Consider the following 12,264-nt stretch of genomic DNA (forward strand, 5'->3'; position numbering starts at 1 on the left):
CCGTTTGAACGACCCCTCGGGGATAGGAGGGTGCGGCTCGTCCGTAGACTTGGGCGAGCCGCGCCCCGCCCTGGAGTGCGGGTCGCACTGCTGAACGGGGATCCGTGGACATCATCGGGTGGGTGAACGACGCCGCGACGGCGCTGCCCGATCCGGTGATCTGGCTCATCGGACTCCTGTTCACGACCGCCGAGTCCGGCCTCTGGCTCGGCCTCGTCGTCCCCGGTGAACCGGTGGTGCTCCTCCTCGCGGCCATGCTCGACTCCGCCCCCGGTGCCCTCGTGCTGTTCCTCGCGGTCGCCCTCGGCGGGTCGCTCGGGGACCAGCTCGGCTACCTCGTCGGTCGTCGTTCCGGTGGTCGCCTCCGTGACTCGGCCATCGTCCGGCGTCTCGGCGTCGATGGCTGGGACCGCGCGGTCGAGGCGCTCGAGCGACGCGGGGCCCAGGCCGTCTTCCTCACGAGGCTCGTCCCCGTGCTCCGGTGCCTGACACCGACCGCCGCAGGGGTCGCCCGCGTGCCCTACCGGTCGTTCCTCGCGGCATCGCTGCTGGGTTCCCTCCTCTGGTCCGCCGTCTACGTCGGGGTCGGCTCCCTCGTCCGCGCCACGCTCGACACGGTCCGCCAGTACCTGGGCGCCACCGGCTGGGTGCTGCTGTTCGCGCTCGTCGTGGTGGTCACGGTGGTCGCGATCGCCCGATTCCGCCGAGGTACCGCGATCCCCGGCGACGAGGCGATGATCCCGGTGACCCTGCACGAGAAGACGCCCCTCGCGCGCCTCCGGACGCAGCTGTTCTCCGACGACGACTGGAAGAACCTGCCGAACGCGATCACGGCGGGACGTATCGTCCTGCTCCCGGTCTTCGCCGCCCTCGTGATCACCGGCTCCTACTGGGCTGCGCTCGTCGTCGGCGCGGTCGTGTTCCTGAGCGACGTCGCCGACGGGCAGATCGCGCGCCGCATGGGCACGGTCTCCGCGCTCGGCACCTGGCTCGACGGGGTCGCCGACCGCCTGACCGTGGTCGTGGTCGCCGCGTCGTTCGCCATCGCCCAGATCATCCCGTGGCAGGTGTTCGTGGTCATGATCGTCCCCGACCTCCTGCTCGCGTTCGTCGCCGTCGTCGCGTTCCGAGGGACGCCCGAGGTGCCGGTGAGCATCGCCGGCAAGATCCGGACGGTGTTCCTCTTCGTCGGCTTCTTCGCGCTGCTCACGGGCCTCGCGCTCGGAGGCGGGGATCCGACGTCGGCGCTCTATCGGGTCTTCGGCGGGGTCGGCTTCGTGGCGATCCTCCTCGGACTCCTCGGCCACTTCGTCGCGGCGACCCAGTATGCGCGACGCATGGTCGTCACCTGGCAGCGACAGGGCGTCCGCGCGGCCCGCTGACCGCCGCGGCAGGTCGCCGCCGGATGGCGCACGGCGTCAGCGCAGGCGGCGTCGTTTAGGCTCGGAGCATGCCAGTCGACTATCCGGACCTCGTCATCTTCGACTGCGACGGCACGCTCGTCGACACGGAACGCATCTCCGTCCGGGTGAACCTGCAGCTGCTCAACGAGGTCGGCGGTGACTACACCGAGGCCGAGGTGCGGGAGCTCTTCGTCGGCGCCTCGCTCGAGACGTACGCGACGCTCGTCGAGCAGCGGCTCGGGAAGCCGCTCGAGGCCGACTGGATCCAGCGCTGGAGCGACATGTTCCGCGGCATCTGCGAGCGCGAGCTCGAGGCGGTCGACGGTGTCGTCGACGCCCTCGACGGCATCGCTGCGACCGGGGTGCAGCTGTGCGTCGCCTCGAACGGGATGCTGCACGACGTCGTCCGCAACCTCGGGCAGGTGGGCATCCACGACCGCTTCGACGGGCGCATCTTCAGCGCGACCGACGTCGCCGTCGGCAAGCCCGCCCCCGACCTCTTCCTGCACGCCGCCGCCGACTTCGACACGGCCCCCGAGCGGTGCGCGGTCGTCGAGGACAGCGTCGTCGGCGTCCTGGCTGCCCGCGCGGCCGGCATGACGGTCTACGCCTACGCCGGTGGCATGACGCCCGCCGAGCGGCTCGTCGGCGACGGCACCCACGTGTTCGACGACATGCGCCTGCTGCCCGACCTCATCCGCGACACCTGGGCGACCTCCGCCGCACGCTAGACGAACTGCACGAGCCGCAACGCGCTAGCTGCGACTGCGGAGCTCGGGGAAGGCGTCCTCATCGTCGGGGACGGCCTGCGACGCGACGGTCGGTGCCGCCGTCGGATTGGGCGATGCCGACACGTCCTGCTCCTCGGCGCGACGCCGGGTGCGTTCGCCGCCGCGCTTGACGGCACGGTCGAAGAGCTGTGGGCCGGTCGTCGCCAGGCGCCTCCAGGGGAGGGTGCCCTCGATCTCGATCTGCAGGGAGAAGCTCAGCAGGGTGCGGATGACGACGATGATCGCCAGGACGAGTGCGTCGGTCAGCGAGGGCGTCGACGTGACCGTCTTCACGAGGTCGGCGGCCACGAGGATCTCCAGCCCGAGCAGGATGACCGAGCCGATCGTCTCCCGCAGCATCCGGAAGGCCCGAGCGCCGTCGCGCGTGCTCCACCACAGGCGGGCCGAGAGGGTGACGGCGATCACGAAGCCCACGACCATCGCCCCGACACCGGCGACCTCGAAGACGATGGTGACCAGCTCGAAGAAGTCCATCCCTTCATCATCCTCGCCCGCCCGCTGGACCGGAAGCCGGGCCGACCCGCTAGGGTGGTCGCGAGTGACACGGGGTGCCGATCCCACGACGATCGGCTGAGAACACACCCGTCGAACCTGATCTCGTTAGTCCGAGCGAAGGGATGTCGCGAATGAGCATTCGCACACCGCAGCAGTCTGCCCACCCGTCCACCGACGAGCCGTCCGTCGGCGAATTCGCGAGCGCGTCCGGGGACCTCCTCGACCGCCTGCGCGAGCGCACACCGCTCGTCCAATCGATCACGAACGCCGTGGTGACCAACTTCACCGCGAACGTCCTGCTCGCCATCGGCGCCGCCCCGGCGATGACCGACATCCCCACCGAGGCCGGGCCGTTCGCCCGCATCGCCTCCGGGGTCCTCCTCAATCTCGGGACGCCGCAGGCGGAGCAGCGCGAGGCGATGGTCGAGGCCGCCTCCGCCGCGAACGACGCCGGCACACCGTGGGTGCTCGACCCCGTCGCCGTCGGCTTCCTGCCGGTGCGGACGGCGCTCGCCGCCGAACTCCTCGCTCTCCGGCCGACGATCGTCCGCGGCAACGCCAGCGAGATCATCGCGCTCGCCGGACTGGGCGCCGGCGGTCGCGGGGTCGACAGCACCGACGCGGTGGACAGCGCGATCGAGGCGGCCACTGCGATCGCACGCACCTCGGGTGCCGTCGTCGCCGTCTCCGGCCCGACGGACGTCATCACCGACGGTGAGCGCATCGTCCGCTGCTCGAACGGCCACGCCTGGCTCACCCTCGTGACGGGCGGTGGCTGTGCCCTCGGTGCCGTGCTCGCCGCCTTCGCGTCACTCGACGACGACCGGCTGCTGACGACGGTCGCGGCGACCACCGCGTACACGGTCGCCGCGCAGCTGGCGGCCGCGGAGAGCCGTGGCCCCGGCTCCTTCGCTCCCGCCTTCCTCGACCACCTGCACCTCCTCGATGCCGACACCGTCCGCAGCCTGGCGGTGATCGCGTGAGCGCCTCGACCACCGCGGACCGGGTCCTCGTGGCCCGTTCGCACGACGAGCTCGTGCGCCGCGGTATCGCCACCTACCTCGTCACGGATGCTTCGGCCAGCGGGGATCGCGGTGTCCTCGACGTCGTGCGCCGAGCTGTCGACGGCGGGGTGACCGCAGTCCAGCTGCGGGAGAAGACCGCATCGGCGCGAGAGTTGTTCGACCTGACCGTGCGTGCGGCGGAGGTCGTCGCCGGGCGGGCGCTGCTCCTCGTCGACGACCGGGTGGACGTGTTCCTCGCCGCCCGTTCCGCCGGTGCCGTCGTCCACGGCGTCCATGTGGGTCAGAGCGATCTCCCGGTCGACGCCGTGCGTCGCATCCTGGGACAGGCCGCCGTCGTGGGGCTGACGGCGAACACCCCGGCGCACCTCGACGCGGTCGCGGCCCTGCCAGCTGGGACGGTCGACTACCTGGGCGTCGGCGTCATCCGCCCGACGACGACCAAGCCGGACCACCCGGCGCCGCTCGGCATGGAGGGGTTCGCCGCGATCGCCGCCGCGACCCCCTTCCCGTGCGTCGCGATCGGCGGTGTCTCTCTGGAGGACACGGTCGAGCTGCACGCCGCCGGTGCCGCCGGGCTCGCCGTGGTCTCGGCCATCTGCGCCGCCGACGATCCGGCCGAGGCCGCCCGAGCGTTCCGCAGCGCCTGGACCGAGGTCTCCGCATGAGCGCCGTGGAACAGACGACGACGCCGGCGTCGTCGAACTCGAACCGGGTGCACGGTCGACGACCCGTCACCATGCGGGACACACCCCGGGTGCTGAGCATCGCCGGCACCGACCCGACCGGCGGGGCCGGGATCCAGGCCGACCTCAAGAGCATCGCCGCGAACGGCGGATACGGCATGGCGGTCGTCACCGCGCTCGTCGCGCAGAACACCCGGGGTGTCCGATCCGTGCACACCCCGCCCGTCGGGTTCCTCCGCGAGCAGTTGGACGCGGTCGCGGACGACGTGGTGATCGACGCGGTCAAGATCGGGATGCTGGGCGATGTCGCGATCATCGACACCGTGTCGACCTGGCTGCAGGAGACCGAGACCGGACCCGTCGTCCTCGACCCGGTGATGGTCGCGACGAGCGGCGACCGCCTCCTCCACCGCGACGCTGAGGCTGCCATGCGCGCGCTCCTGCCGCACGTCGACCTCGTGACCCCGAATCTGCCGGAGCTCGCCGTCCTCGCGGACGAGCCGGTGGCGACGAGCTGGGCCGACGCACTCGCCCAGGCGGAACGGGTCTCGGTGCAAGCGGGCGTGATCGTGCTCGTGAAGGGTGGGCACCTGACGGGGACGACCGCGTGCCCGGATGCGCTCGTCGACGCCACCGGTGGTCTGGGCGACGACCGATCACTCGTCGAGTTCGACGGTCTTCGAGTCGACACACGGAACACCCACGGGACCGGGTGCTCCCTGTCGAGCGCGATGGCGACCCTCGTCGTCCGTTCGGGGTCCTGGACCGAGGCGCTCGGCGAGGCGAAGTCGTGGCTCACGTCGAGCCTCCGGCACGCGGACGCGCTCGAGGTCGGCTCGGGCAACGGCCCGATCAGCCACTTCGCCGAGCTCTGGGCGTCGGCCGGGATGACCTCGGGTCGCCAGGACGGCGCCGGCATCCTCACGGGCTGGTGGGAGGACATCGCCGAGCTGCGGGACCGGATCGACCACCTGCCGTTCGTGACGAGGCTCGCGGACGGCACCCTCGATCCGGCCCGGTTCGCGTGGTACCTGCTGCAGGACGCGATCTACCTGCGGGACTACTCGCGGGTCCTCGCGAGAGCGAGTGCCTTGGCGCCGACGGCCGAGGAACAGGTGTTCTGGGCGACCGGCGCGGCGGGCTCCATCGAGGCCGAGATGGAGCTGCACCGCACCTGGCTCAGCACGTATGCCGTCAGCGGTATGGATGCGGAACCGTCGGCGACGACCACGGCGTACCTCGACCACCTGCACGCGGCGACGGTCGACGGCGACTACGGGCGGGTGGTCGCCGCTGTGTTGCCCTGCTACTGGATCTATCAGGATCTCGGTGAGCGACTGGTCGGCGCATCACACGCGGAGCACCCGTTCGCGGCGTGGCTCGACACGTACGCCGACCCCGCGTTCGCGACGGCGAACGCCCGGGCGATCGAGATCGTCGCCGGGGCGGCAGCTCGCGCGGACGAGACCGGCCGCGACACGATGCGACGGGCGTTCCTGGCCTCGGCCGCGCACGAGGAGGCGTTCTTCGCCGAGCCGATACGATGAAGGCCGGATCCGCCGCCGCGATCCCGGACCACGACGAGAGGCCCCTGATGCTGACGAGCAATGAGTACTTCGACGGCAACGTGAAGTCGATCGGCTTCACCACGAACGAGCCCGGTGCGGAGTCGGCCAGCGTCGGCGTGATGGAGCCGGGGCAGTACACCTTCACCACGGGCAAGGCCGAGGAGATGTCCGTGATCTCCGGCAAGCTCCGCGTGCTGCTGCCGAACACGAGTGCCTGGCAGGACTTCGGGCCCGACGCGCAGTTCAGTGTCCCGGGGAGCAGCAGCTTCCAGGTCGAGGTCGAGGTCACCACCGCGTACCTCTGCCGCTACCTCAACATCTGAGCGCTGTTCGACCGGTCACCGAGCTAGAAGACGCCGAGGGTAGTGGACAGAGCGATGTGAGGCGACCTGCAGAACTGAGAGGGGGACCGACGCGATGAGTCGGTCCCCCTCGTTAAGAATTGGTCTAGCCAGTGATCGTGTCGGTGGGAGAGCCGCTAACGCAAAGGCCCCCAGTCGTGAGTACTGATCCGCCCGCAATCGTAGAGATTGGCAGGCCCTCGATCACCTGGGTATCGATGAACCTGGTTTCGAACCACCTCTCGGCTCCCCAGGAGGGCAGGCCACTGAAGTCGAAGCTCTCGAAATCGATGCTCGAGTAAACGGCGACCGACCAGACGTGGCTTACGGGAAGTCCGAATTTGGCCTGGATGTCGTAGCCGGTGTAGACGCTGCGGTAGCCCTCTTTGCCGCTCAGATAGACCCATGAACTGCCGCAGTTTCCGACGACGCGATCCCGTGTCGAGGCGCCGCTCTCCTCTGCAATCGGGACTGCATGTGTGAAGTCTCCGTCCGGCGTGCCCGCGTCCATGGCCCACTGCTGCCCGTCCGAGTCTGTGCGGACCGCGTAGCCGTAGGCGACGGCGTTGTCGGCCGTGAGTTTGATGGCCTCCATCGGAGAGGAAACAGCGCTGGTGCCATCGTCCTGCACGTCTGATGCCAGGGCGGATGAGCTCGCTCCGCCAAGACTCAGTCCAAGCATGGCGACACCGACAAGCATGTTCCGGAACGATCGGACAGATTTCATGAAGCCTCCTTTGGGTTGCTGCCATCTACCCGTCCAGAGTGGCATCTCATGCGCTCAAATACTAGTTCTCTGTGTGAGAAACCTGTGATACGGGGAATGTGAAGTCGGAGGGGCCCTGAGGTGCGTTCGCGAGAGGGCTGGGGCCCGCCTGGAGCCCGATCGTCGAGAGGGCGTAGGAGATGACATCCAAAATGGAACCCCGAGAGGGCGTCGGAACCGAGTAGATATCCGCGGCGAGTACAGCGCCCGAATCTACGCGGAGCAGCTCCACATCCCAGCTCTCCATCTTGTCATCTCTGGCGATCAACACCGCCCTGACGTGAGAGGCAAGAGCACGTTCCTCGCCCCGAAGCGCAGCAATGGGCTTTGACATTTTAGTCCCTCCAGTCTCGTATACAGGACTATAGCCTCCGCCTGCTCCGGATGAGATTCGCCGGCCTGATGCCCGTCCATCCGTCCTCGGCGTGTGACGCCCATCCGCGGACATCAAGCACGCGGGGTCTGTTGCCTTGTCAACTCCGGATGTCCCGGCAAGCCAGCGGGCCGCCATGGCTCGCTCCGCGAGCCTTTCCCTCGATGGAGAAGTGGTCCGGCATTTGAGGGAGAGGATGCAGATGTTGGTTTGGTTCGAAAGGGACCGGTTGGAGTGCGCCCTTCGACAGGCTCAGGGACCGGTTGGAGCGTCCCCGGCTCAGGACCGGTCGACGACCTCGAGCGTGAGGACGACGGTCGAATCGTCGGAGCTGTTCGTCAGCGTCACCGTCGTGCTCCCGACCTCGAGCGGCTGCAGACCGGGGTTGAACGACGCGCCGCCGCGGGATCCGCCCGGCACGTACTCCGCGATCGACGGATCCTCGACCTCCGCGGACCAGACGGTCGGATCGACGGCGACGAGGTCCACCACATTGTCGAGGCCGACCGTGACGGTGCGGCCGTCCTGATCGACGAGCTGCACGATGACGGGTGCGATCACGCCGGCCTCGCTCGCGGAGCTCTGACCGGAGGGCGAGTCCGCGCCACCGGTGCAGGCACTCGTGCCGAGCACGGCGCCGACGATCGCGATCACGGTCAGCCCACGGGTGGCACGGCGCATGGCGGTCCTCTCTCGACGTGACCTCACCCTACCGCCGGGCGACGGTGAGCCTCAGGACCGCAAGGCCAGCGCGTCGGCGGCGGCGCTGAGTCGACCGTCCTCCATGACGAGCACCTGGTCCATGCGGTCGAGGTGGCTCCGATCGTGGGTGACCAGCAGCGTCGCGGCGCCCGAGGTCGCGGTGAGTTCGAGGATGAGCTCGATGATCGCGGACCCGCGCTCGTGGTCGAGCGCACTGGTCGGCTCATCCACGACGAGCGCATCGGGCTCGTTCATGAGGGCGCGCGCGATGTTGACCCGCTGCCGCTGACCACCCGAGAGCTGATGCGGCCGCTTGCCGGCCTGGTCGGCGAGACCGACCGCGGCGAGCAGCATCGCGGCCCGTTCGCGGGTGCGCGTCCGGTCGGCCCGCGATGCGCGGCCGCCGAGCGTCCCGAGAACGCACAGCTGCTCGAGGGCCGTGAGCGATGGCAGCAGGTTGGCCTGCTGGAACACGATGCCGAGCCTCGTACGGCGGAAGTCGGTGGCCGCACGGCGGTCGAGGGAGGTGACGTCGACCCCGGCCACCTCCACGAGGCCGCTGTCGGGCCGGATCAGGCCGGCCGCGACGGCGAGCACACTCGACTTCCCGGAGCCCGACGGCCCGGTGAGCGCGGTGACGGTCCCGGCCGGGACGGTGAGGGTCGCGCGGTCGACGGCGGTGACGCGGTGGTCGCCGTCGGGGAAGGTGAGGGTGACGTCGGTGAGCGAGATCATGCGGTGACTCCGATGGTGACGAGGGTGGGTGCGAGGAAGGACGCAGGGAGGGTGGGCGCGTTCACCGGTTGCCGCCGAGCGCGGTCAACGGGTCGGCCGAGAGGATCGACCGCAGGGCGAACGCGGCGCCGATCAGGCCGAGGGCGATCATGATCACCCCGGGCACGAGCGTCGTCAGTGGGCTGAGCACGAAGGGCAGCGCCGTGCCAGCCGCGGAACCGAGTGCGGCGGTGATGCCGATGCCGAGTCCGACGCCGAGGACGAGGAGGACGAGCGCCTGGCCGAGCGCATCGAGCGACAGCCGACGGGTCGTCGCGCCCAGCGCTTTGAGGATCGCCACGTCGCCCGCGCGCTGCATGGTCCACACCGTGAAGAAGGCTCCGATGACGAGCGCGGAGATCCCGAACAGCATGGCGACCATGAGGAGGAGCGATCCGATCTCCGAGCGGAACGAGCCGATTGCGAGCAGGGACGACAGGACGTCCTTCGACACCGTGCCGGTGGCCTGCTCCGCTCCCGCCACCGCATCGGCGCTCGGGTTCCCGGTGATGGCGAGCGCGGTCGCTCCGTCGCCGGTGGACCCTTGCGCGGCCTGCAGCGACCGCCACTCCGACAGGCTCGTCCAGACGACCGGCGTGTGGCTGTACCACTGGTCGTCGACGACCGAACCGACCTCGAGTTCGCTGCCACCGATCGAGACGGTGTCGCCTCGGGAGACGTGGAGGGCCTCCGCGGCGGTCCGACTCAGGCGGGCGGTCCCGTCGGCGGGCACCTCGGCTGCGCGACCCGCGACGGCGTCACCACTGATCCCGAACAGTGCCACGGAGGTGCGCGCATCGTCCGCGGTCAGCCGCGTCTGGCTGATGCCGAGCTCCTGGACACCGTCCACTCCGGGGACCGCAGCCCACGTGGTGGCCGCGTCCGCGTCGATCGCGGAGTCCGCGAACGTCGCCTGCTCGCCGTCGGCCGGGGCCGCGAGGACGATGCTCGACGCATCCAGCCCGGTGATCGCCGAGATGTTCTGGTTCGCCAGTCCAGCGGTGAGGCCGCTGAGGAATCCGACGAGCAGGGTGATGAGGGCGACGACCGCCCCGATCAGCACGAAGCGACCGGTGGCGAAGCGCATGTCGCGCCAGGCGACGAACATGGGGACTCCTTGTCAGCCGCCCGACGGCGTCTCCGTGGTGCGGCAGGATTCCAGCCTCGTCGCCTCGCCGACGCCGGGCATCGTCGAACGGGACGGTCCTCCGGCGCGGTCAGGTGGAGGCGACGTTCCACCTTTCTGATGATTCGCGAGGACGATCCCCGCCGTACGCTGGGCGGATGAAGCACTCGGCACTCAGCCCCGTGTTCACCGGCCTGCAGCTCGGCCTCCACGGCCTCGTCACCGCACTCATCGTGCTCGTGATCGCGCGATCCGTCTCGGTCGGTGGCCAAACGGCCCTCGCGGCGATCGTCCTCGCCGTCGTCATACTGCTCACCTACGCCGCTGGCGCGATCCTCGGCGTCCGGTTCCGCCGAGCGGTGGCCGCCAGCGGAGGGACCGACCGCGCCACCGTGTCGGCGGGCGTCCGTCGAGGTCGGCTGTCCGTCCTCGCCTGGTTGGTGGTGCTCAGCGTCGAGTGGGTGGTCCTCGTCCTGCTCAGCCCGGATGCCGCCTACCTCGTCTTCCCGTTGTTCTTCCTCTATCTGCACCTCCTCCCCAGGGCCGTCGCGGTGCCCGCCGTCGTGATCGCCACCATCGCCGCGGTCGTGGCGATCGGCCTGCACGCCGGCTTCAGCGTCGGGGGAGTGGTCGGGCCGCTCGTCGGTGCGGCCGTGGCCGTCGCGATCGGACTCGGCTACGAGGCGCTGGCCCGGGAAGCGGCCGAGCGGGAGCGGCTCATCGCCGAGCTCGTCGAAGCACGCGAGGAGCTCGCCGAGCGGGGTCGGCAGGCGGGCAAGCTGGCGGAGCGCGAGCGCCTCGCCGCGGACCTCCACGACACGGTCGCCCAGGCCCTGTCGAGCATCCAACTGCTCCTGCACGCGGCCGAACGCTCCGCGGTCGAGCAGCCGGGCACGGAGCAGCTGCGCTCGCACATCGGGCTGGCGCGGGAAGCCGCAGCGACGGCCCTCGCCGAGACGCGCAGTCTCATCGACGAGCTGAGCCCGCCGGCGTTGGTCGGCGCGACGATCGCGGACGCGCTCGGACGGCTCGCCGAGACGACGACCGCCGAAAGCGGCACGCCGGTCTCCACGACGGTCACCGGCGATGCGTTCGTCCTCGGCACGCCGGTGACGACCGCGCTCCTCCGGGCCGCGCAGAGCAGTCTCGCGAACGTCGTCCGGCATGCCGCAGCGAGCCGGGCGGACGTCACGCTCACCTACCTCGACGAGGAGGTCATCCTCGACATCGACGACGACGGGACGGGGTTCGATCCGGCGAGGGTCGCCGAGCGCACTGCGGGCGGTTCGTTCGGCATGATGTCCATGCGCCGTCGCATCACCGAGTTGGGTGGCGACGTCGAGGTGCGGAGCGCGCCGGGCGCCGGCACGACCATCACCGTGCGGTTCGCGGCACCAGGAGCTGAGGGGGACGTCCATGCGTGACGATGCGACGGATGCCGGGGAGCCGCAGGTCATCCGGGTCGTGGTGGCGGACGACCACCCGATCGTCCGAGCCGGACTCCTCGCGGTGCTCGCGCCGATCGCCGACATCGAGGTGGTCGGGACCGCGTCGACCGCAGCCGAGGCCGTGGCCGCCGCACCCGGCGCGGACCTCGTCCTCATGGACCTGAGCTTCGGCGACGGTCCGACGGGGATCGACGCGACGAAGGAGATCGTGGCATTGCCGGGCGGTCCGTCGGTCCTCGTGCTGACGAACTACGACTCCGACGCCGACATCCTCGGCGCGATCGAAGCCGGAGCCGCGGGGTATCTGTTGAAGGACGCCGCCCCGGAGGACCTCATCGACGGCATCCGCTCAGCGGCCGGCGGGAACTCGGTGCTCGGGCCGGCCGTGGCGACCCGGCTGGTCGCTCGGGTGAGTGCACCGCAACAGGCGCTGAGCGCGCGCGAGATCGAGGTGCTCGCGCGGGCGGCCGAGGGGCTCACCAACCTGGAGATCGCCGGGCGACTCCACGTGGGGGAGACGACGGTGAAGTCGCACCTCGCGCACATCTACACGAAGCTCGACGTCTCGAACCGCTCGGCGGCGATCGCCGCGGCCCAGCGTGCCGGTCTCTTCCGCACCCGCTGAGCGCCCTTCGACAGGCTCAGGGACCGGTTCACCCGGTCACTGAGCCCCACCCCGGTCCCCGAGCGCCCACGCCGGTCCCTGAGCTTGTCGAAGGGGCGACTGTCTCAGGGGCCAATCCACCCGGTCACTGAGCCGAATCCCGGT

General features: G+C 70.2%; 13 protein-coding genes and 1 riboswitch. Of the genes, 8 read left to right on the plus strand and 5 right to left on the minus strand.

All coding sequences use genetic code 11. From position 1 onward, the window contains the following. The first annotated feature begins 104 nt into the window (after positions 1-104). Positions 105-1,382 carry a CDP-alcohol phosphatidyltransferase family protein gene (locus CCK91_RS15795; protein WP_086474835.1) on the plus strand — a complete coding sequence of 426 codons (1,278 nt, stop codon included), beginning with the start codon at positions 105-107 and terminating at the stop codon, positions 1,380-1,382. A 68-nt stretch (positions 1,383-1,450) separates the two neighbouring features. Then, complete coding sequence (locus CCK91_RS15800; RefSeq protein ID WP_086474836.1) at positions 1,451-2,134, plus strand: HAD family hydrolase; 684 nt, start codon at positions 1,451-1,453, stop codon at positions 2,132-2,134. Between the two features lie 24 nt (positions 2,135-2,158). On the opposite strand, the gene CCK91_RS15805 is transcribed toward CCK91_RS15800, so the two are convergent. After that, positions 2,159-2,668 carry a DUF1622 domain-containing protein gene (locus CCK91_RS15805; RefSeq protein WP_086474837.1) on the minus strand — a complete coding sequence of 170 codons (510 nt, stop codon included), beginning with the start codon at positions 2,666-2,668 and terminating at the stop codon, positions 2,159-2,161. A 60-nt stretch (positions 2,669-2,728) separates the two neighbouring features. Then, a riboswitch (TPP riboswitch) is annotated at positions 2,729-2,829 on the plus strand. On the opposite strand from CCK91_RS15805, the gene thiM reads away from it, so the two are divergent. The 4 genes from thiM (at position 2,821) to CCK91_RS15820 (ending at position 6,288) form a co-directional block, all read left to right on the plus strand. Next, on the plus strand, positions 2,821-3,672 hold the full coding sequence (gene thiM / locus CCK91_RS15810; RefSeq protein ID WP_086474838.1) for a hydroxyethylthiazole kinase: 852 nt from the start codon (positions 2,821-2,823) through the stop codon (positions 3,670-3,672). It overlaps the preceding riboswitch by 9 nt. Beyond that, positions 3,669-4,379 (plus strand): thiamine phosphate synthase, encoded by a 711-nt coding sequence (gene thiE, locus CCK91_RS20145; protein WP_369821909.1) that lies wholly within the window; start codon positions 3,669-3,671, stop codon positions 4,377-4,379. The genes thiM and thiE overlap by 4 nt, the downstream gene beginning before the upstream one ends. Further along, positions 4,376-5,944: a bifunctional hydroxymethylpyrimidine kinase/phosphomethylpyrimidine kinase gene (locus CCK91_RS15815; protein ID WP_369821910.1), complete on the plus strand. Its 1,569-nt coding sequence runs from the start codon at positions 4,376-4,378 to the stop codon at positions 5,942-5,944. Before thiE ends, CCK91_RS15815 begins: the two co-directional genes overlap by 4 nt. A gap of 47 nt (positions 5,945-5,991) precedes the next feature. Next, entirely contained in the window at positions 5,992-6,288 is a 297-nt protein-coding gene (locus CCK91_RS15820; protein ID WP_086475105.1) for a pyrimidine/purine nucleoside phosphorylase, read from the plus strand. Between the two features lie 124 nt (positions 6,289-6,412). Here CCK91_RS15820 and CCK91_RS15825 read toward each other — a convergent pair whose 3' ends face one another. The 4 genes from CCK91_RS15825 to CCK91_RS15845 form a co-directional block, all read right to left on the minus strand. After that, the gene (locus CCK91_RS15825; RefSeq protein WP_133060019.1) at positions 6,413-7,033 is read right to left on the minus strand and encodes a hypothetical protein; all 621 of its coding nucleotides are present in this window, start codon (positions 7,031-7,033) and stop codon (positions 6,413-6,415) included. A gap of 691 nt (positions 7,034-7,724) precedes the next feature. Then, positions 7,725-8,126: a hypothetical protein gene (locus CCK91_RS15835; protein ID WP_086474841.1), complete on the minus strand. Its 402-nt coding sequence runs from the start codon at positions 8,124-8,126 to the stop codon at positions 7,725-7,727. Between the two features lie 51 nt (positions 8,127-8,177). Continuing rightward, on the minus strand, positions 8,178-8,882 hold the full coding sequence (locus CCK91_RS15840) for an ABC transporter ATP-binding protein (RefSeq protein WP_086474842.1): 705 nt from the start codon (positions 8,880-8,882) through the stop codon (positions 8,178-8,180). 61 nt (positions 8,883-8,943) lie between these two features. Further along, positions 8,944-10,029: an ABC transporter permease gene (locus CCK91_RS15845; protein ID WP_086474843.1), complete on the minus strand. Its 1,086-nt coding sequence runs from the start codon at positions 10,027-10,029 to the stop codon at positions 8,944-8,946. Between the two features lie 176 nt (positions 10,030-10,205). On the opposite strand from CCK91_RS15845, the gene CCK91_RS15850 reads away from it, so the two are divergent. After that, on the plus strand, positions 10,206-11,471 hold the full coding sequence (locus CCK91_RS15850) for a sensor histidine kinase (RefSeq protein WP_086474844.1): 1,266 nt from the start codon (positions 10,206-10,208) through the stop codon (positions 11,469-11,471). Beyond that, complete coding sequence (locus CCK91_RS15855; protein ID WP_086474845.1) at positions 11,464-12,120, plus strand: response regulator; 657 nt, start codon at positions 11,464-11,466, stop codon at positions 12,118-12,120. The genes CCK91_RS15850 and CCK91_RS15855 overlap by 8 nt, the downstream gene beginning before the upstream one ends. Positions 12,121-12,264: the final 144 nt, after the last annotated feature.

It is taken from the genome of Plantibacter elymi (nom. nud.), assembly GCF_900177795.1.
In the GTDB taxonomy this organism is placed as follows: domain Bacteria; phylum Actinomycetota; class Actinomycetes; order Actinomycetales; family Microbacteriaceae; genus Plantibacter; species Plantibacter elymi.